Consider the following 19,145-nt stretch of genomic DNA (forward strand, 5'->3'; position numbering starts at 1 on the left):
CGGTAGCGGAACAACGGCCGGCAGCGCGAATGCGCGCCGGCCGTTTTTTATGAAACGTGCAGGATGGATTGCATTGCAGGTTTATAGAAACGGGTACTCTATTTGTACATCCCGGCATGCAACGCAATCCAATCTTGGAGTTGACGCAGATGAAAGCGATCGAAATCACCGAATTCGGAGCGCCGGACGTCCTGAAGCTGGCTGAACGGCCCACGCCGCAGCCGAAAGCAGGCGAGGTGCTGATCAAGGTGGCCGCATCCGGCATCAACCGTCCGGACGTGTTCCAGCGCAAAGGCGGCTATGCGCCGCCGCCGGGCGCGTCGGATCTGCCGGGGCTGGAAGTGGCGGGCGAAATCGTCGAAGGAAACATCGACGAGAAGAACAATCCGTTCGGTCTGAAGGTTGGCGATCGCGTGTGCGCGTTGCTGGCCGGCGGCGGCTACGCGGAATACGCGGTCGCGCCGTTGCCGCAATGTCTGCCGGTGCCGGCCGGTTTGTCTGATGTCGAAGCTGCTTCGCTGCCCGAAACGTTCTTCACGGTCTGGAGCAATGTGTTCGACCGTGCGCAACTCGGCAAGGGCGAGGGCGGACCGAACGAAACGCTGCTGGTGCAGGGCGGTTCGAGCGGCATTGGCGTGACGGCGATCCAGATTGCGCATGCGCTCGGTTTTCGCGTGTTCGCGACCGCTGGCTCGGACGAGAAGTGCCGCGCGTGTGAAGCGTTGGGCGCCGAACGCGCGATCAACTACAAGACTGAGGATTTCGTCGAAGTGATCAAGTCGCTGACCAACGATCGCGGTGTCGACGTCGTGCTCGACATGGTGGCTGGCAGTTATGTGTCGCGCGAGTTGACGGCGTTGGCGGACGGCGGCCGCATTGTGCTGATCGCGTTGCTGGGCGGCGCTAAAGCGGAGCTGAATCTGAATGAAGTGCTGCGCCGCCGTTTGACTGTGACGGGTTCGACGCTGCGTCCGCGGCCGATCGAATTCAAGGCGAAGATTGCCGCGCAGTTGAAAGAGCACGTGTGGCCGCATCTCGAGGCTGGCCGCATCAAGCCCGTGGTGCATCGCGTGTTTCCGGCGGCGCAGGCTGCCGACGCGCATGCGCTGATGGAGAGCAGCACGCACGTCGGCAAGATCGTACTGTCTTGGGGTCAGGACGCTTGACACGGTCGGTTTGACCCGATCCACCCCACGCAGTAAAATTGCGCGTTTTGCGCACGCCGCATGAAACCGAAAGGCGGACTGTAAGCGCAAACGAAGTCCGCCGCCAAGACAAGACGAGACGATGTCGAAACAACGAGCCAAGCTGGTAGTCGGTAACTGGAAGATGCACGGGCGCCTCGCCGAAAATGCCACGCTGCTGCAAGCGGTGGCGCAAGGCGCGGGCGAATTGCCGGCCGACGTGCGCGTCGGCGTCTGTGTGCCGAGTCCGTATCTCGCGCAGTCTCAATCGTTGCTGGAAGGCAGCCGGGTGGGGTGGGGCGTGCAGGACGTGTCAGCGTTCACGCATGGTGCCTACACAGGCGAAGTGGCCGCGCCGATGGTGGTGGAGTTCGGCGCCACGCTCGCGATCGTCGGACACTCGGAGCGCCGCGCCTATCATCGCGAAAGCGCTGAGCTGGTTGCGGTGAAAACGCAGCGCGCGCTGGAAGCAGGCTTGACGCCGATCGTCTGTGTCGGCGAAACGCTTGAGGAGCGCGAAGCCGGTTCGACCGAGCAGGTGGTCGGCGCGCAACTGGACGAAGTGCTGGCGAAATTGTCGGTGCAAGAGGCGGCGCGGCTTGTTGTCGCGTACGAGCCGGTTTGGGCGATCGGTACCGGCAAGAGCGCAAGCTCGGAGCAGGCGCAGGCGGTCCATGCGTTCCTGCGTGCGCGTCTGGCGGCAAAGGGCGCGGCGGTGGCGGATGTCCCGCTGTTGTACGGCGGCAGTGTGAAACCGGAGAACGCGGAAGAATTGTTCCGCCGGCCGGATATCGACGGTGGCCTGATCGGCGGCGCGTCGTTGAAAGACCAGGATTTCCTGGCGATCTGCAAGGCCGCGGCCGCAACGAGCGTCGCGGGTTAAGCAGGGCGCCTTGGCGAGGATGACCCCATCCCGCGCAACACGCAGTGTGTAGCGCGGTTAAATAAAGACTCAGGTGAGTGTGATGCTGTATTTGAAAACATTGATTATCGTCGTTCAGCTGTTGTCGGCACTCGGGGTGATTGGCCTCGTCTTGCTGCAACACGGCAAAGGCGCCGATATGGGCGCGGCTTTTGGTAGCGGCGCGTCGGGCAGCCTGTTCGGCGCGACCGGTTCGGCGAACTTTTTGTCGCGTACAACGGCGGTGCTCGCGGCGGTGTTTTTTGTCACCACGCTGACGCTCACTTACCTCGGCGCGTATCGTGCGAAACCTTCCGCAGGCGTGCTGGGCGCGGCTGTCACTGCACCGGTCGCGGCTTCGGCTGCTTCGGCACCGGCAGGTGGCTCGGCTGTTTTGCCGGCCTCGGCTGCGTCCGTTCCGGCAACCGACGTGCCGAAATAAATTTTCGTTCAAACGTGCTTTTGTGCGTTGAACAATCTGTTTAGACCAGTTACAATCTAAGTCTTGAAGCGATTCGCGGGTTTTATAAGTTGTTTTCCCGGATTGCATGCAGTGCCGACGTGGTGAAATTGGTAGACACGCTATCTTGAGGGGGTAGTGGCGAAAGCTGTGCGAGTTCGAGTCTCGCCGTCGGCACCAAAATGTTATCTAAATGCCAGCCGCTTGCTTCGCTTCGGCTGGCATTTTCACTTCTGGCGTGCGGCTTGCGTTGGGCTTGCGGCATGTGCGTTTCGGAAGTGATTTCGCGTCAGGAGTGCTATGCTCCTGACGGCACTCAGAACCAACCGATTGAGGATAGTCTTGAACCTCGCAGCCTATTTCCCCGTCTTGTTGTTCCTCGTTGTGGGCACCGGTTTAGGCGTAGCACTGGTCAGTATCGGCAAGATCCTCGGTCCCAACAAGCCCGATACCGAGAAAAACGCACCGTACGAGTGCGGCTTCGAAGCATTCGAAGATGCGCGCATGAAGTTCGACGTGCGCTATTACCTCGTCGCCATTCTTTTCATCATTTTCGATCTTGAAACCGCGTTCCTGTTTCCGTGGGGCGTTGCCCTGCGCGACATTGGCTGGCCTGGCTTCTTGGCAATGATGATTTTCCTGCTCGAATTCCTGTTGGGCTTCGCCTATATCTGGAAGAAAGGCGGCCTCGACTGGGAATGATGGATTAATCGCCGGTTTGCGTGGGTGGCCAAGGCTTGCCGCCCCGTCTGGAGTGGAAAGCAAATGAGTATCGAAGGGGTCTTGAAGGAAGGGTTTGTCACCACCACGGCTGACAAACTGATCAACTGGACGCGCACCGGCTCGTTGTGGCCAATGACGTTCGGTCTTGCGTGTTGTGCGGTCGAGATGATGCATGCGGGTGCTGCCCGTTATGACCTTGACCGTTTCGGCGTGGTGTTTCGTCCGAGTCCGCGTCAGTCGGACGTGATGATCGTCGCCGGCACGCTGTGCAACAAGATGGCGCCGGCTCTGCGCAAGGTCTACGACCAGATGGCCGAGCCGCGCTGGGTGATCTCGATGGGTTCGTGCGCAAACGGCGGCGGCTATTACCACTACTCGTATTCGGTGGTGCGCGGCTGTGACCGGATCGTGCCGGTCGACGTCTATGTGCCGGGTTGTCCGCCCACTGCGGAAGCGCTGGTGTACGGCGTGATCCAGCTTCAGGCCAAGATTCGCCGCACCAATACAATCGCCCGTCAATAAGGCCAACGCCTCCCCCACAATATGGCAAGCAAACTCGAGACCCTGAAAGCGAACCTCGAGGCGGCCTTTGGCGGCCTCCTGCTGAACCTCAGCGAAGCAATCGGTGAGTTGACGATCGTCGTGAAAGCTGGCGACTACCTCAACGTGGCAACGCGTCTGCGCGACGACCGCTCGCTCGGTTTCGAGCAGTGCGTGGATCTGTGTGGCGTCGACTATCAGACTTACGCTGAAGGCGCTTACGACGGTCCGCGTTTCGCGGCCGTGCTGCATTTGTTGTCGGTGCAGAACAACTGGCGTCTGCGTCTGCGCGTGTTCGCACCAGACGACGAAGTGCCGATCCTGCCGTCTGTCGTCGAAATCTGGAATTCGGTCAACTGGTACGAGCGCGAAGCATTCGACCTGTACGGCATCGTCTTCGAAGGCCATCCGGATCTGCGCCGCATCCTGACCGACTACGGTTTCATTGGTCACCCGTTCCGCAAAGATTTCCCTGTCTCCGGTTATGTCGAAATGCGTTACGACCCGGAAGAGAAGCGCGTCGTCTATCAGCCTGTGACGATCGAGCCGCGAGAAATCACGCCGCGCGTGATCCGCGAAGATCGCTATGGCGGTCTGAAACACTAAGAGAACGCCATGGCAGAGATCAAGAACTACACGCTCAACTTCGGCCCCCAGCACCCGGCAGCGCACGGCGTGCTGCGCCTCGTGCTCGAACTCGACGGCGAAGTCATCCAGCGCGCCGATCCGCACATCGGCCTGCTGCATCGCGCGACTGAAAAGCTCGCTGAAACCAAAACATTCATTCAGTCGGTGCCGTACATGGACCGTCTCGACTACGTGTCGATGATGGTCAACGAGCACGGCTATGTGATGGCGATCGAAAAGCTGCTCGGCATCGAAGTGCCGGTGCGCGCGCAATACATTCGCGTGATGTTCGACGAGGTCACGCGCGTGCTGAACCACCTGATGTGGATCGGCGCGCACGCGCTCGACGTCGGCGCGATGGCAGTGTTTCTGTACGCGTTCCGTGAACGCGAAGACCTGATGGACGTGTACGAAGCGGTGTCCGGTGCACGGATGCACGCGGCTTACTATCGCCCGGGCGGCGTCTATCGCGATCTGCCTGACGCAATGCCGCAATACAAGGCGTCGAAGATTCGCAATGCCAAGGCATTGTCGAAGATGAACGAGAACCGTCAGGGTTCGCTCCTCGACTTCATCGACGATTTCTTCACGCGTTTTCCGAAGTGCGTCGACGAGTACGAAACGCTGCTCACCGATAACCGGATCTGGAAGCAACGTCTGGTCGGTATTGGCGTGGTCAGCCCGGAACGCGCGCTGAATCTCGGCATGACCGGCGCGATGTTGCGTGGTTCGGGTATCGAATGGGATCTGCGCAAGAAGCAACCGTACGAGGTCTACGACAAGCTTGATTTTGACATCCCGGTGGGGGTCAACGGCGACTGTTATGACCGATATTTGGTACGCGTCGAAGAAATGCGCCAATCCACGCGGATCGTGAAACAGTGCATTGAGTGGCTGCGCAAGAATCCGGGCCCCGTGATGGTCGACAATCACAAGGTTGCGCCGCCGTCGCGCGTCGGTATGAAGTCGAACATGGAAGAGCTGATTCACCACTTCAAGCTCTTCACGGAAGGCTTCCATGTGCCGGAAGGCGAGGCATACGCCGCGGTCGAGCATCCGAAGGGCGAGTTCGGCATCTATCTGATCTCCGACGGCGCCAACAAGCCGTATCGCCTGAAGATCCGCGCGCCGGGCTATGCACACCTGTCCACGCTCGATGAAATGGCGCGCGGTCACATGATCGCCGACGCCGTGACGATCATCGGCACGCAGGACATCGTGTTCGGCGAAGTGGATCGCTAGGACGTATTCATCAGAGCGCGCCTTCAGATTGCACCGAAGCGCGCGTCAAGCAAAGGAACGCCGGGTCTGTCGCATCATGCAGCGCGCGACAGGTTTTCGTTCGGTAGGAATTGAAAGAGTCGTGTCTGAAAATGATCTCAGCTGAAGGCCTGAAAGAAATCGATCGCGCGATCGCGAAGTATCCCGCCGATCAGAAACAGTCCGCCGTGATGTCGGCGTTGGCCACTGCTCAGGAAGAGCATGGCTGGCTGACGCCCGAACTCATGCAGTTCGTCGCGGACTATCTCGGCATGCCGGCTGTCGCCGTGCAGGAGGTGGCTACCTTCTACACGATGTACGAGACCTCGCCGGTCGGCAAATACAAGATCACGCTCTGCACCAACCTGCCGTGCCAGCTCGGCCCGGACGGCGGCTCGGACAGCGCTGCTGAATATCTGAAGCAGAAGCTCGGCATCGACTTCGGCGAAACCACGCCCGACGGCAAGTTCACCCTGAAAGAAGGTGAGTGCATGGGTTCGTGCGGCGACGCGCCGGTGATGCTGGTGAACAACCATCGCATGTGCAGCTTCATGAGCCGCGCGAAGATCGACCAGCTGCTCGAGGAACTTTCGAAATGACGTCTTTGCACGATCGTCACATCAAACCGCTGATTCTCGCCGGCCTGAACGGCGACAACTGGCATCTCGAAGATTATGTGGCGCGCGGCGGTTACGCCCAGCTGCGCCGTATTCTGGAAGAGAAGATTCCGCCCGAGCAGGTGATCGCCGACGTCAAGGCGTCGGGTCTGCGTGGCCGTGGCGGTGCCGGCTTCCCGACCGGTCTGAAGTGGAGCTTCATGCCGCGTCAATTCCCCGGCCAGAAGTACCTCGTCTGCAATTCGGACGAAGGCGAACCGGGCACGTTCAAAGACCGCGACATCCTGCGTTTCAATCCGCATTCGCTGATCGAAGGCATGGCCATCGGCGCGTATGCGATGGGCATCACGGTCGGCTACAACTATATCCACGGCGAAATCTGGGAAGTCTACAAACGTTTTGAACAGGCGTTGGACGAAGCTCGCCGCGCCGGGTTCCTCGGCGAAAACATCATGGGTTCGGGCTTCTCGTTCGAACTGCATGCGCACCACGGTTACGGCGCCTATATCTGCGGCGAAGAAACCGCGTTGCTCGAATCGCTGGAAGGCAAGAAAGGCCAGCCGCGCTTCAAGCCGCCGTTCCCGGCGAGCTTCGGCGTGTACGGCAAGCCGACCACGATCAACAACACCGAGACGTTCGCCGCAGTGCCGTTCCTGCTCGCGATCGGTCCGCAGAATTACCTCGAGATCGGCAAGCCGAACAACGGCGGCACGAAGATTTTCTCGGTCGCTGGCGACGTCGAACGTCCGGGCAATTATGAAATTCCGCTCGGCACGCCGTTCTCCACGCTGATGGAACTCGCCGGCGGCATGCGCGGCGGCAAGAAGATCAAGGCCGTGATTCCTGGCGGCTCGTCGGCCCCGGTGATCCCGGGCGACATCATGATGCAGACCGACATGGACTACGACTCGATCGCCAAAGCCGGCTCGATGCTCGGTTCGGGCGCGGTCATCGTCATGGACGAGACGCGGTGCATGGTGCGCTCGTTGTTGCGTCTGTCGTATTTCTATTACGAAGAATCGTGTGGTCAATGCACGCCTTGCCGCGAAGGCACGGGCTGGCTTTACCGCGTCGTGCATCGTATCGAGCACGGGCTCGGCCGTCCGGAAGATCTGGATCTGCTGAACTCGGTCGCTGAAAACATCATGGGCCGCACGATTTGCGCGCTCGGCGATGCAGCGGCCATGCCGGTTCGCGGCATGCTCAAGCACTACTGGGACGAATTCGAATATCACGTCGCCCATAAGCATTGCCTCGTCGGCGGTCATGCCGGCGCAGCGGCGGCGTCGGAAACCGTAGCGGCTTGAGTCTGCGAATCGATAAGCAGAAAAGCACGCAGAAGAACACGTCATCCGCGGGATTCATCGCCTGAAACGGGCGATGAACGGGCGAACGATTGAGCGGTAACAGGTTAAGGAAGATTGACCATCATGGTTGAACTTGAAATAGACGGCAAGAAAGTAGAGGTGCCTGAAGGCAGTATGGTGATCCAGGCTGCGCATAAGGTCGACACATACATTCCTCACTTCTGCTATCACAAGAAGCTGTCGATTGCGGCCAACTGCCGGATGTGTCTGGTCGATGTCGAAAAGATGCCGAAGGCGGTGCCTGCATGCGCCACGCCGGTATCGGCCGGCATGATCGTGCGCACCAAGTCGGACAAGGCGGTGAAGGGCCAGCAAGCCGTGATGGAATTCCTGCTGATCAACCATCCGCTGGATTGCCCGATCTGCGACCAGGGCGGCGAGTGTCAGTTGCAGGATCTGGCCGTGGGCTACGGCAAGTCGGCGTCGCGCTATAGCGAAGAAAAGCGCGTGGTGTTCCACAAGAACGTCGGCCCGCTGATCTCCATGGAAGAAATGTCGCGTTGCATTCACTGCACGCGTTGTGTCCGTTTCGGCCAGGAAGTGGCCGGCGTGATGGAACTCGGCATGCTGGGTCGCGGCGAGCATTCGGAAATCACGTCGTTCGTCGGCAAGACGGTGGATTCGGAACTGTCGGGCAACATGATCGATCTGTGCCCGGTCGGCGCGCTGACCAGCAAGCCGTTCCGCTACAGCGCCCGCACGTGGGAACTGTCGCGCCGCAAGTCGGTGAGCCCACATGATTCCGTCGGCGCCAACCTCGTGGTGCAGGTGAAGAACAATCGCGTGATGCGCGTTCTGCCGTTCGAAAACGAATCCATCAACGAATGCTGGATTTCGGACAAGGACCGCTTCTCGTATGAAGGCCTGAACAGCCCCGAGCGTTTGACTCAGCCGATGCTCAAGCAAGGCGGCAAGTGGGTCGAGACCGACTGGCAAACCGCGCTCGAATACGTGGTGAAGGGGCTGAAGGGCATCAAGGGCGATCACGGCGCGAACGCGCTGGCCGCACTCGGCAGCGCCCACAGCACCGTCGAAGAACTGTTCCTGTTGAAGCAACTGGCGCAAGCGGTCGGCACGCCTAACGTCGACTTCCGTCTGCGTCAGTCGGACTTCTCGACACCGGTCAACGGCACGCCGTGGCTCGGCACCGCGATCGCCGATCTGTCGAACGTCGACGCCGCACTGGTGATCGGTTCGGATCTGCGCCGCGATCATCCGCTGTTCGCCGCGCGTCTGCGTCAGGCCGCCAAGGGCGGCGCGAAGCTCACGCTCGTGCAGTCCACCAACGACGACGCGCTGATTCCGCAAGCGGAGCGCGTGGTCGCAGCGCCGTCGGCATGGCTCGACGCGCTGGCCGGTATCGCCGGCGCGGTGTCGGAAGCCAACGGCGTGGCACTGCCGGAAGCTTTCGCCGGCACGCAGCCGACGGACGCGAACAAGAAAGTCGCGAAGTCGCTCGCCACAGGCGAACGCCGCTTGGTGCTGCTGGGCAACAGCGCGGTTCGTCATCCGGACTTCGCCGTCATTCACGCCGCGGCGCAATGGATCGCGGACGCGACCGGCGCGACGCTGGGCTTCCTGACGGAAGCGGCCAACACGGTCGGCGCGCATCTCGTGAACGCGTTGCCGGGCGAGGGCGGTTTGAACGCTCGCGAAGTGTTCGAGCAACCGCGCAAGGGTTATGTGCTGCTGAACGTCGAACCGGAGTTCGACACGGCCAATCCGGCGCAGGCTTTGGCCGCGCTGAAGCAGGCTGAAATGGTTGTCGTGATGTCGCCGTTCCAGACCGGCGCGGAATACGCGGACGTGCTGCTGCCGATCGCTCCGTACACGGAAACGGCTGGCACGTTCGTCAACGCCGAAGGCACGGTGCAGACGTTCAACGGCGTCGTGCGTCCGCTGGGCGACACGCGTCCGGCATGGAAGGTGTTGCGCGTGCTGGGCAGCCTGCTGGGCCTGCCCGGCTTCGAATTCGACACATCGGAAGAAGTGCGCACGGCTGCTCTCGGCGACGGCGAACTGACGTCGCGTCTATCGAACAAGACGGGTGCCACGGTTGCACGCGGCAAGGCGGCGAAGGCGGCGGAAGGCAAGTTCGAGCGCATTGCGAACGTGCCGATCTATCACGCCGACGCGCTGGTGCGCCGCGCCGAGTCGCTGCATCTCACGGCAGCGGCACGTGCGGCGAACACGGTCGGCCTGCCGGCTGCGCTGTTCGACAAACTGGGTTTGAAGGAAGGCGACGCGGTGCGCGTGCGCCAGGGCGAGCAATCGGTGCAGTTGCCGGCCGTGCGCGACGCGAATCTTGCGGAGACGGTCGTCCGCGTATCGGCGGCTACGCCTGCCGGTGCAGCGCTGGGCAGCCTGTTCGGTGAACTGGTGGTGGAGAAGGCGTAAATGAGCTTGTTCGATACGATCAACTCGGGCGGCACCCAGCTTCTCGGTGTGGCATGGCCCACGGTGTGGGCACTGGTGCGCATCCTGGTGGTGGCCGTCGTGATCCTGCTGTGCGTGGCTTACCTGATTCTGTGGGAGCGTAAGCTGATCGGCTGGATGCACGTGCGTCTCGGCCCGAACCGCGTCGGCCCCGCAGGTCTGCTGCAGCCGATCGCCGACGTGCTGAAGCTCTTGCTGAAAGAAGTGATTCAGCCGGCGCAGGCGAGCCGCTGGATCTACCTGATCGCGCCGATCATGGTGGTGGTGCCGGCCTTCGCGGTCTGGGCGGTGATTCCGTTCCAGGCAGGCGCGGTGCTCGGCGACATCAACGCCGGTCTGCTGTACGCGATGGCGATCTCGTCGATCGGCGTGTACGGCGTGATCCTGGCCGGCTGGGCCTCGAACTCGAAGTACGCGTTCCTCGGCGCCATGCGCGCCGCGGCGCAGATGGTCTCGTACGAAATCTCGATGGGCTTCGCGCTCGTCGTCGTGCTGATGACCGCCGGCACGCTGAACCTGTCGGGCATCGTCGCTTCGCAGGAACACGGCATCTTCGCGTCGTACGGCTTGAACTTCCTGTCGTGGAACTGGCTTCCGCTGCTGCCGATGTTCGTCGTGTACTTCATCTCGGGCATCGCCGAAACGAACCGTCACCCGTTCGACGTGGTGGAAGGGGAGTCGGAAATCGTCGCGGGCCACATGATCGATTACTCGGGTATGGCGTTCGCGCTGTTCTTCCTCGCCGAGTACATCAACATGATCGTGATCTCGGCATTGGCTGCAACACTGTTCCTCGGCGGCTGGAGTGCACCGTTCGGCTTCCTGTCGTTCGTCCCGGGCATCGTATGGCTCGTCGCCAAGGTTTTCTTCCTGTTGTCGGTGTTCATCTGGGCGCGTGCCACATTCCCGCGCTATCGCTATGACCAGATCATGCGTCTCGGCTGGAAGATCTTCATTCCGGTCTGCGTGGTATGGCTGGTGGTGGTCGGCTTCTGGATCATGTCGCCGTTGAACATCTGGAAATAAAGGGCGGATGAACCTATGACCGCAATCCAAAACTTTTTCAAGACCTTCTTCCTCACGGAGCTGCTCAAAGGCCTCGCGCTGACCGGACGTTATACGTTCCAGCGCAAAGTGACCGTGCAGTTCCCGGAAGAGAAGACCCCGATCTCGCCGCGTTTCCGCGGGCTGCACGCGCTGCGCCGCTACGAAAACGGCGAAGAGCGCTGCATCGCCTGCAAGCTGTGCGAAGCAGTGTGCCCGGCGCTCGCCATTACCATCGAGTCGGAAACGCGCGCGGACAACACCCGCCGCACCACGCGTTACGACATCGACCTGACCAAGTGCATCTTTTGCGGTTTCTGCGAAGAGAGCTGCCCGGTCGATTCGATCGTCGAAACGCACATTCTCGAGTATCACGGCGAGAAGCGTGGCGACCTGTACTTCACGAAAGACATGCTGCTGGCCGTGGGCGATCGCTATGAAGCGGAGATCGCGGCGAACAAGGCAGCCGACGCACCGTATCGTTGAAGCGCTTTAGTTAACAAAGTAGTCAATGCGGCAGTAATGCAGCAATCACGGCCTGTTGTCGGGCCGGCCGCCGCGGTCTGAACGCCGCGGCACGGCGCACCTGTGCGGCAGTTCTGGCGCTATGCCAGTTGTATGCCGGCCGCAGGTGCCGAAGAACAATGCCTGACGATGGCCTAACGATGAACCGGTAATCATGGAATTCACGACCGTACTGTTCTACATCTTCGCGCTGCTCCTGGTGGTTTCAGGGCTGAAGGTGATCACCTCGCGCAACCCGGTGTCGTCCGCACTGTTTCTGGTGCTGGCGTTCTTCAACGCAGCCGCGATCTGGATGCTGCTGCAGGCCGAGTTCCTCGCAATTCTGCTGGTGCTGGTCTACGTCGGCGCGGTGATGGTGCTGTTCCTGTTCGTTGTGATGATGCTGGACATCAACATCGACGTGCTGCGCAAAGACTTCAAACGTTTCGTGCCAATGGCCACGCTGGTGGGCGCGATCATCGTGATCGAAACCGCGCTGATCCTGTGGCACGGCTACGGCGCGACCGCCACGGCGCTGCGCGACACCACGGCCGCCGCGAACGGCATGGGCGACTGGTCGAACACGCGCCTGATCGGCAAGGTCATCTACACCGACTACATCTTCGCGTTCGAAGTGGCCGGTCTGGTGCTGCTGGTGGCGATCATCGCCGCGATTGCGCTGACCACGAGCCACAAGAAAGACAGCAAGCGTCAGAACGTCAGCGAGCAGGTCAAGGTGCGTGCTCAAGACCGCGTGCGCGTCGTGAAGATGAAATCGGAAAAGACCGCGGCAACCGTCGCGGCGGAAGAAGCCGCGGCAGCGGCAGCAGCAGCGGCCGACTCGGCACCAGCCAAGAACAGCTGAGCGGACAGGAGATAGAAATCATGTTGACCCTTGCCCATTACCTTGTCCTCGGCGCGATCCTGTTTGCGATCAGCATCGTCGGCATTTTCCTGAACCGTCGCAACGTCATCATCATTTTGATGGCGATCGAACTGATGCTGCTCGCGGTGAACACCAATTTCGTCGCGTTCTCGCATTACCTCGGCGACGTGCATGGCCAGATCTTCGTCTTCTTCGTGCTGACGGTTGCAGCAGCGGAAGCGGCAATCGGCCTCGCGATTCTGGTGACCCTGTTCCGTAGTCTCGACACGATCAATGTCGAGGATCTCGATCAGCTCAAAGGTTAATTTCAGGAAAAGCGGTTATGTCCACGATACTCAATGAAAACCTGCTGCTGGCGATCCCGCTGGCACCGCTGGCCGGCTGTCTGGTTGCCGGTCTGGCCGGAAAAGCGGTAGGGCGAGCCGGCGCGCATTCGGTCACGATCCTCGGCGTCGCGATCTCGTTCATCCTGTCGGCCATCGTCTTCTTCCAGGTACTGAACGGCGCGAGCTTCAACGCGACCATCTACGAATGGATGTCGATCGGCAAGACGAAGTTCGAGATCGGCTTCCTGGTCGACTCGCTGACGGCCATGATGATGTGCGTGGTGACCTTCGTGTCGCTCATGGTGCACATCTACACGATCGGCTATATGGCCGACGAAGACGGCTACCAGCGCTTCTTCTCGTACATCTCGCTGTTCACGTTCTCGATGTTGATGCTCGTGATGAGCAACAACTTCCTGCAGCTGTTCTTCGGCTGGGAAGCGGTGGGTCTGGTGTCGTATCTGCTGATCGGCTTCTACTTCACGCGCCCCACGGCGATTTACGCGAACATGAAGGCGTTCATCGTAAACCGCATCGGCGACTTCGGCTTTCTGCTGGGTATCGGCCTGCTGTTCGCGTTCGCCGGTTCGATGAACTACGGCGACGTGTTCGCGAAGCGCACTGAACTCGCGGCACTGAGCTTTCCGGGAACGGACTGGGGTCTGCTGACGGTCGCCTGTATTTGCCTCTTCATCGGCGCGATGGGTAAGTCGGCGCAATTCCCGCTGCACGTCTGGCTGCCGGATTCGATGGAAGGCCCGACGCCGATTTCCGCACTGATTCACGCGGCAACCATGGTGACGGCCGGTATCTTCATGGTCACGCGCATGTCGCCGCTGTTCGAACTGTCGGATACGGCGCTGTCGTTCGTCATGGTCATCGGCGCGATTACCGCGCTGTTCATGGGCTTCCTCGGAATTATCCAGAACGACATCAAGCGCGTGGTGGCGTATTCCACGCTGTCGCAGCTGGGTTACATGACGGTCGCGCTGGGCGCGTCGGCATACTCGGTCGCCGTGTTCCACCTGATGACGCACGCGTTCTTCAAGGCGCTGCTGTTCCTCGGCGCGGGTTCGGTGATCATCGGCATGCACCACGATCAGGACATCCGGAACATGGGCGGCCTGCGCAAGTACATGCCGATCACGTGGATCACGTCGCTGGTCGGTTCGCTGGCGCTGATCGGTACGCCGTTCTTCTCGGGCTTCTACTCGAAAGACTCGATCATCGACGCAGTGAAGCTGTCGCATTTGCCGGGCGCGGGCTTCGCGTACTTCGCGGTGGTGGCGAGCGTGTTCGTCACGGCGCTGTATTCGTTCCGTATGTACTTCCTCGTGTTCCACGGCGAGGAGCGCTTCCGTGGTCCGAAACATCCGGAATCGCCGATGGGCATCGAAGCCGCCGCTCACGCGCATGACGGCCATGGTCACGACGCTCACGGTCACGATTCGCACGGTCATGGCCACGGTCACGACGACCACGCTCACGAGCCGCACGAAACGCCGTGGGTGGTCTGGCTGCCGCTGGTGCTGCTGGCGATCCCGTCGGTGGTGATCGGCGCGATCGGCATCGGCCCGATGCTGTACGGCGACTTTTTCCAGCACGGCGTGGCGTTCGACAAGGTGATCTTCATCGGCGAAAACCATCCGGCGCTGCATGAGATGGCTGAAGAGTTCCAGGGCTGGGCGTCGATGGGCCTGCACTCGGTCGCGGGTCTGCCGGTCTGGCTGGCGTTGGCCGGCGTAGTGGTCGCGTGGTTCCTGTACCTGGTTCGTCCGGACTTGCCGGCTGTCATCAAGCGCGCGTTCGGCCCGATCTACACGTTGCTCGATAACAAGTACTACATGGACAAGATCAACGAAGTCGTGTTTGCGCGGGGCGCCGTGGCGATTGGCCGTGGTCTCTGGAAGGAAGGCGACGTCGTGGTGATCGACGGCATCGTCAACGGCAGCGCACGCTTTATCGGCTGGTTCGCCGGCGTGATCCGCTTCCTCCAATCCGGCTACATCTATCACTACGCGTTCGCCATGATTATCGGCATGCTGGGGCTCCTGACCCTGTTTGTAACGCTCGGCGGCAAATAAGGCGAGGGACACTAATGCACGCTTATCCGATTCTCAGTATTGCGATCTGGTTGCCGATCCTCGTCGGCCTCCTGGTCCTGGCCATCGGTTCCGACCAGAACCCGGCTCCCGCGCGCTGGATTGCGCTGATCGGTTCGGTCGTCAGCTTCATCGTGACGATCCCGCTGATTACCGGTTTTGATTCGAGCACCGCCGATCTGCAGTTCGTCGAAAAGGCAAACTGGATCGAGCGCTTCAACATCACGTACCACCTGGGCGTCGACGGCATCTCGATGTGGTTCGTCGTGTTGACCGCATTGATCACGGTGATCGTCGTGATCGCCGCGTGGGAAGTGATCACGAAGAACGTGGGCCAGTACCTGGCCGCGTTCCTGATCCTGTCGGGCATCATGGTCGGCGTGTTCAGTTCGGCCGACGGCATGCTGTTCTACGTGTTCTTCGAAGCGACGCTGATTCCGATGTACATCATCATCGGCGTATGGGGTGGGGCGAACCGCGTGTACGCGGCGTTCAAGTTCTTCCTGTACACGCTGATGGGCTCGCTGTTGATGCTGGTCGCGTTGCTGTACCTGTACATCGAGACCGGCACGTTCGACCTCGCCACGTGGCAGCATGCGCAGATCGCCATGACGCCTCAGGTGCTGATATTCATAGCGTTCTTCATGGCCTTCGCCGTGAAGGTGCCGATGTGGCCGGTTCACACGTGGTTGCCTGACGCCCACGTGGAAGCGCCGACCGGCGGCTCGGTCGTGCTGGCCGCGATCATGCTGAAGCTGGGCGCATATGGTTTCGTGCGCTTCTCGCTCCCCATCACGCCAGACGCCAGCCACTTTCTGGCTCCGGTCATCGTCACGCTTTCACTGATCGCGGTGATCTACATCGGTCTCGTCGCGATGGTGCAGACGGACATGAAGAAGCTGGTCGCGTATTCGTCGATCGCGCACATGGGTTTCGTGACGCTCGGCTTCTTCATCTTCAACCAGCTCGGCGTGGAAGGCGCGATCGTGCAGATGATCTCGCACGGCTTCGTGTCGGGCGCAATGTTCCTGAGCATCGGCGTGCTGTACGACCGTATGCATTCGCGTCAGATCGCCGATTACGGCGGTGTCGTCAACGTGATGCCGAAGTTCGCGGCGTTCGTCATGCTGTTCTCCATGGCGAATTGCGGCCTGCCGGGCACCTCCGGTTTTGTCGGCGAATTCATGGTGATTCTGGCTGCCGTCCAGTACAACTTCTGGATCGCGGGCGGCGCGGCAGTCACGCTGATTCTCGGCGCGGCCTACACGCTGTGGATGTACAAGCGCGTGTACTTCGGCGCGATCGCCAACGATCACGTGAAAGGCCTGCTCGACATCAACCGTCGCGAATTTTTCATGCTGGCAGTGCTTGCCGCACTGACGCTGTTCATGGGCCTGTATCCGAAGCCCTTTACCGATGTGATGCACGTATCCGTGGAAAACCTCCTCGCCCACGTTGCGCAGTCAAAGCTGCCGTTGCCTCAGTAACGCAGAGCGAGGAATTCAAGACCATGCAAAACGCCCCTATGACTGCTCTGTTGCCCGACGCGCTGGTGATGCTCGCCGTTGTCGTCGCGTGGCTCAACGATACGTTCGTCGGCCAGGCCGGTCGCCGTACCACGTACTTCATCGCGTTCTTCTCGACGCTGGTCGCCGGCGTCTGGTTCGCGATGAACGCGTTCGATCCGCAAGTGCGCTACTACTTCGGCCACATGTACGTGGTGGATTCGTTCGCCAACGTGATGAAAGCGGTGGTGACGCTCGGCTACGCGGTGTCGATCGTGTATTCGCGACGTTACCTCGAGGATCGCGGTCTGTTCCGCGGCGAATTCTTCCTGTTGGGCATGTTCTCGCTGCTCGGCCAACTCGTGATGATCTCCGGCAACAACTTCCTGACGCTGTATCTCGGCCTGGAACTGATGTCGCTGTCGCTGTATGGTGCGATCGCCCTGCGTCGTGACGCAGCGCCGTCGAACGAAGCGGCCATGAAGTACTACGTGCTCGGCGCACTGGCTTCTGGTTTCCTGCTGTACGGCATCTCCATGCTCTACGGCGCGACCGGGTCGCTCGACCTGAACGAAGTGTTCAAGGCGATCGGCACGAGCCACTACGATCCGAGCGTGCTGCTGTTCGGCGTGATCTTCATCGTGGCGGGCGTGGCGTTCAAGATGGGCGCGGTGCCGTTCCACATGTGGGTGCCGGACGTCTATCAAGGCGCGCCGACGGCGATGACACTGATGGTCGGCGGCGGTCCGAAGGTTGCCGCGTTCGCCTGGGGCCTGCGTTTCCTGGTGATGGGCCTGCTGCCGCTGGCGGTGGAGTGGCAGCAAATGCTGGTGATCCTCGCTGCGCTGTCGCTGATCGTCGGCAATATTACCGGTATCGTGCAACGCAACGTCAAGCGCATGCTCGCGTATTCGGCGATCTCGAATATGGGCTTCGTGCTGCTGGGTCTGCTGGCCGGCGTGGTCGACAGCAAGACCACGGGCGCGGCCAACGCGTACGGCTCGGCGATGTACTACAGCATCGTCTACCTGATCACGACGATGGGCACGTTCGGCGTCATCATGCTGCTGGCGCGCCGCGATTTCGAAGCGGACACGCTCGAGGACTTCAAGGGTTTGAATCAGCGCAGCCCGGTGTTCGCGTTCGTGATGATGGTCATGATGTTCTCGCTCGCCGGCATTCCGCCCGCGGTCGGTTTCTACGCGAAGCTCGCGGTGCTGCAGGCCACCATGAACGCCGGTTTGACCTGGCTGACGGTGCTGGCCGTGATCACCTCGCTGTTCGGCGCGTTTTACTACCTGCGTATCGTCAAGCTGATGTATTTCGACGATCCGCAAGACAAGTCGCCCATTGTCGCCGACACCAGCACGCGTGCGTTGCTCGCGTTCAACGGTGTGGCCGTACTGGTGCTCGGTATCGTGCCGGATCCGTTGTTGAAGGCCTGCCTGCAGGCTATCCAGCACACGCTGCTGCTCTGATGTCGGCAGCGGGTTGGTTTATTGTGCTGTTGGCGCTGGTCGGCGCCAACCTGCCGTTCCTGAACCAGCGCCTCTTCGCCGCCGTGCCGTTGAAAGCGGTGAAGAAAAGCGCCTGGATCCGGATTGCCGAATTGATCGTGCTGTACTTCGTGGTCGGCGCGCTGGGTTTTCTGCTGGAAGCGCGCGCGGGTAACCGCTTCGAACAGGGTTGGCAGTTCTACGCAATCACGTTCGCGCTGTTCGTGGTGTTCGCGTTCCCTGGCTTCACCTTCCAGTATCTCGTCAAACGCCGCTGACGGCTTCTCGCCGTCGGCGCACCGTGTCCCCAAGGTCCGCATATGGCTGAACTTCCCGATCACGACGCCGCGCTCAAAGAGACCTGCATCGAGAGCAAAACGATCCATCAGGGACCGTTTCTGACGCTCAAGTGCGATACCGTTCGCCTGCCGGATGGTAAGCACGCCACGCGCGAATATGTTCAACATCTCGGTGCCGTGATGGTGATTCCATTATTCGACGACGGCCGTGTGTTGCTCGAAAGCCAGTATCGCTATCCGATGGGCAAGGTCATGGTCGAGTATCCGGCCGGCAAGCTCGATCCTAACGAAGGCGCGCTGGCCTGCGCGATACGTGAACTGCGGGAGGAAACGGGTTACACGGCGCGCGAGTATGTTTATCTGACGCGCATTCACCCGATCATTTCCTACTCGACCGAATTCATCGATATCTACCTTGCGCGCGGTTTGACCGCCGGCGAGCGCAAGCTCGACGAAGGCGAATTTCTCGAACTGTTCACGGCGACTGTGCCGGAGATGTCCGAGTGGGTGCGCACCGGCAAGGTCACTGACGTCAAGACGGTGATCGGCACGTTCTGGCTGGAGAAGGTGTTGTCGGGCGCGTGGCCGTTGGCGGAGCCCGAATAACGCCCGCAGCGAAGAAGGTGCGGGCGCTGCGTGCCGCTTAGGAAGTCTGAGAAAAGCCCTTGTTGGTCTAAGACCGGCAGGGGCTTTTCTCATTGCGAGGTGTGCGGAATCGGGCAGTTGCTGGCATGTTGGCCGACGTCTTAAAAGTGCGTCGTTTGCCTTATGCCATTCGACAGTCTCGCCCCACGGCCTTTGTCCCTCTAGTATCGACCATTGAGAGCGACTGCCACTGTTCGTTTTATTTCGGATGACGAAGTTGTGG

19 protein-coding genes and 1 tRNA gene are annotated in these 19,145 nt (G+C 60.7%); all 20 read left to right on the plus strand.

From position 1 onward, the window contains the following. Window positions 1–149: 149 nt before the first annotated feature. Window positions 150–1,166: an NAD(P)H-quinone oxidoreductase gene (locus PQR54_RS32630; RefSeq protein ID WP_408252960.1), complete on the plus strand. Its 1,017-nt coding sequence runs from the start codon at window positions 150–152 to the stop codon at window positions 1,164–1,166. 121 nt (window positions 1,167–1,287) lie between these two features. After that, complete coding sequence (gene tpiA, locus PQR54_RS32635; RefSeq protein WP_408252962.1) at window positions 1,288–2,067, plus strand: triose-phosphate isomerase; 780 nt, start codon at window positions 1,288–1,290, stop codon at window positions 2,065–2,067. 82 nt (window positions 2,068–2,149) lie between these two features. Continuing rightward, window positions 2,150–2,527, plus strand: a complete 378-nt coding sequence (gene secG, locus PQR54_RS32640) for a preprotein translocase subunit SecG (RefSeq protein WP_095419939.1) — start codon at window positions 2,150–2,152, stop codon at window positions 2,525–2,527. Window positions 2,528–2,640: 113 nt separating this feature from the next. Next, window positions 2,641–2,725 (plus strand) — tRNA-Leu (locus PQR54_RS32645). A 162-nt stretch (window positions 2,726–2,887) separates the two neighbouring features. Next, the gene (locus PQR54_RS32650) at window positions 2,888–3,247 is read left to right on the plus strand and encodes an NADH-quinone oxidoreductase subunit A (protein ID WP_012432376.1); all 360 of its coding nucleotides are present in this window, start codon (window positions 2,888–2,890) and stop codon (window positions 3,245–3,247) included. A 63-nt stretch (window positions 3,248–3,310) separates the two neighbouring features. Then, window positions 3,311–3,790, plus strand: coding sequence for a NuoB/complex I 20 kDa subunit family protein (locus tag PQR54_RS32655; RefSeq protein ID WP_006052903.1), 480 nt, complete (start codon window positions 3,311–3,313; stop codon window positions 3,788–3,790). Between the two features lie 21 nt (window positions 3,791–3,811). Then, window positions 3,812–4,414, plus strand: coding sequence for an NADH-quinone oxidoreductase subunit C (locus PQR54_RS32660; RefSeq protein ID WP_106280363.1), 603 nt, complete (start codon window positions 3,812–3,814; stop codon window positions 4,412–4,414). 9 nt (window positions 4,415–4,423) lie between these two features. Continuing rightward, window positions 4,424–5,677 (plus strand): NADH-quinone oxidoreductase subunit D, encoded by a 1,254-nt coding sequence (locus PQR54_RS32665; protein WP_408252965.1) that lies wholly within the window; start codon window positions 4,424–4,426, stop codon window positions 5,675–5,677. 131 nt (window positions 5,678–5,808) lie between these two features. Continuing rightward, entirely contained in the window at window positions 5,809–6,294 is a 486-nt protein-coding gene (gene nuoE / locus PQR54_RS32670; protein WP_106280364.1) for an NADH-quinone oxidoreductase subunit NuoE, read from the plus strand. After that, window positions 6,291–7,619: an NADH-quinone oxidoreductase subunit NuoF gene (nuoF, locus tag PQR54_RS32675; RefSeq protein ID WP_106306762.1), complete on the plus strand. Its 1,329-nt coding sequence runs from the start codon at window positions 6,291–6,293 to the stop codon at window positions 7,617–7,619. The genes nuoE and nuoF overlap by 4 nt, the downstream gene beginning before the upstream one ends. A 123-nt stretch (window positions 7,620–7,742) precedes the next feature. Further along, window positions 7,743–10,076 carry an NADH-quinone oxidoreductase subunit NuoG gene (gene nuoG, locus PQR54_RS32680; protein ID WP_408252968.1) on the plus strand — a complete coding sequence of 778 codons (2,334 nt, stop codon included), beginning with the start codon at window positions 7,743–7,745 and terminating at the stop codon, window positions 10,074–10,076. Then, window positions 10,077–11,141 (plus strand): NADH-quinone oxidoreductase subunit NuoH, encoded by a 1,065-nt coding sequence (gene nuoH / locus PQR54_RS32685; protein ID WP_106280370.1) that lies wholly within the window; start codon window positions 10,077–10,079, stop codon window positions 11,139–11,141. Window positions 11,142–11,156: 15 nt separating this feature from the next. Beyond that, entirely contained in the window at window positions 11,157–11,645 is a 489-nt protein-coding gene (nuoI, locus tag PQR54_RS32690; RefSeq protein ID WP_012432383.1) for an NADH-quinone oxidoreductase subunit NuoI, read from the plus strand. Window positions 11,646–11,838: 193 nt separating this feature from the next. Further along, entirely contained in the window at window positions 11,839–12,528 is a 690-nt protein-coding gene (locus PQR54_RS32695; RefSeq protein ID WP_106306767.1) for an NADH-quinone oxidoreductase subunit J, read from the plus strand. A gap of 20 nt (window positions 12,529–12,548) precedes the next feature. After that, the gene (nuoK, locus tag PQR54_RS32700) at window positions 12,549–12,854 is read left to right on the plus strand and encodes an NADH-quinone oxidoreductase subunit NuoK (protein ID WP_006052894.1); all 306 of its coding nucleotides are present in this window, start codon (window positions 12,549–12,551) and stop codon (window positions 12,852–12,854) included. Window positions 12,855–12,871: 17 nt separating this feature from the next. Continuing rightward, window positions 12,872–14,959 carry an NADH-quinone oxidoreductase subunit L gene (nuoL, locus tag PQR54_RS32705; RefSeq protein ID WP_408252971.1) on the plus strand — a complete coding sequence of 696 codons (2,088 nt, stop codon included), beginning with the start codon at window positions 12,872–12,874 and terminating at the stop codon, window positions 14,957–14,959. 14 nt (window positions 14,960–14,973) lie between these two features. Beyond that, window positions 14,974–16,464 (plus strand): NADH-quinone oxidoreductase subunit M, encoded by a 1,491-nt coding sequence (locus PQR54_RS32710; RefSeq protein ID WP_408252973.1) that lies wholly within the window; start codon window positions 14,974–14,976, stop codon window positions 16,462–16,464. A 23-nt stretch (window positions 16,465–16,487) separates the two neighbouring features. Next, the gene (nuoN, locus tag PQR54_RS32715) at window positions 16,488–17,960 is read left to right on the plus strand and encodes an NADH-quinone oxidoreductase subunit NuoN (RefSeq protein WP_408252975.1); all 1,473 of its coding nucleotides are present in this window, start codon (window positions 16,488–16,490) and stop codon (window positions 17,958–17,960) included. Further along, complete coding sequence (locus tag PQR54_RS32720; protein ID WP_054034952.1) at window positions 17,960–18,256, plus strand: DUF2818 family protein; 297 nt, start codon at window positions 17,960–17,962, stop codon at window positions 18,254–18,256. The genes nuoN and PQR54_RS32720 overlap by 1 nt, the downstream gene beginning before the upstream one ends. A 42-nt stretch (window positions 18,257–18,298) precedes the next feature. Beyond that, window positions 18,299–18,883, plus strand: a complete 585-nt coding sequence (locus PQR54_RS32725) for an NUDIX domain-containing protein (RefSeq protein WP_408252977.1) — start codon at window positions 18,299–18,301, stop codon at window positions 18,881–18,883. Window positions 18,884–19,145 lie beyond the last annotated feature (262 nt).

It is taken from the genome of Paraburkholderia phytofirmans (assembly GCF_046028095.1).
GTDB lineage: Bacteria > Pseudomonadota > Gammaproteobacteria > Burkholderiales > Burkholderiaceae > Paraburkholderia > Paraburkholderia phytofirmans_A.

Coding starts and splice junctions, on each gene's coding strand:
- PQR54_RS32630 (WP_408252960.1), top strand. CDS start 150: ATGAAAGCGATCGAAATCACCGAATTCGGAGCGCCGGACGTCCTGAAG.
- tpiA (WP_408252962.1), top strand. CDS start 1,288: ATGTCGAAACAACGAGCCAAGCTGGTAGTCGGTAACTGGAAGATGCAC.
- secG (WP_095419939.1), top strand. CDS start 2,150: ATGCTGTATTTGAAAACATTGATTATCGTCGTTCAGCTGTTGTCGGCA.
- PQR54_RS32655 (WP_006052903.1), top strand. CDS start 3,311: ATGAGTATCGAAGGGGTCTTGAAGGAAGGGTTTGTCACCACCACGGCT.
- PQR54_RS32660 (WP_106280363.1), top strand. CDS start 3,812: ATGGCAAGCAAACTCGAGACCCTGAAAGCGAACCTCGAGGCGGCCTTT.
- PQR54_RS32665 (WP_408252965.1), top strand. CDS start 4,424: ATGGCAGAGATCAAGAACTACACGCTCAACTTCGGCCCCCAGCACCCG.
- nuoE (WP_106280364.1), top strand. CDS start 5,809: ATGATCTCAGCTGAAGGCCTGAAAGAAATCGATCGCGCGATCGCGAAG.
- nuoF (WP_106306762.1), top strand. CDS start 6,291: ATGACGTCTTTGCACGATCGTCACATCAAACCGCTGATTCTCGCCGGC.
- nuoG (WP_408252968.1), top strand. CDS start 7,743: ATGGTTGAACTTGAAATAGACGGCAAGAAAGTAGAGGTGCCTGAAGGC.
- nuoH (WP_106280370.1), top strand. CDS start 10,077: ATGAGCTTGTTCGATACGATCAACTCGGGCGGCACCCAGCTTCTCGGT.
- nuoI (WP_012432383.1), top strand. CDS start 11,157: ATGACCGCAATCCAAAACTTTTTCAAGACCTTCTTCCTCACGGAGCTG.
- PQR54_RS32695 (WP_106306767.1), top strand. CDS start 11,839: ATGGAATTCACGACCGTACTGTTCTACATCTTCGCGCTGCTCCTGGTG.
- nuoK (WP_006052894.1), top strand. CDS start 12,549: ATGTTGACCCTTGCCCATTACCTTGTCCTCGGCGCGATCCTGTTTGCG.
- nuoL (WP_408252971.1), top strand. CDS start 12,872: ATGTCCACGATACTCAATGAAAACCTGCTGCTGGCGATCCCGCTGGCA.
- PQR54_RS32710 (WP_408252973.1), top strand. CDS start 14,974: ATGCACGCTTATCCGATTCTCAGTATTGCGATCTGGTTGCCGATCCTC.
- nuoN (WP_408252975.1), top strand. CDS start 16,488: ATGCAAAACGCCCCTATGACTGCTCTGTTGCCCGACGCGCTGGTGATG.
- PQR54_RS32720 (WP_054034952.1), top strand. CDS start 17,960: ATGTCGGCAGCGGGTTGGTTTATTGTGCTGTTGGCGCTGGTCGGCGCC.
- PQR54_RS32725 (WP_408252977.1), top strand. CDS start 18,299: ATGGCTGAACTTCCCGATCACGACGCCGCGCTCAAAGAGACCTGCATC.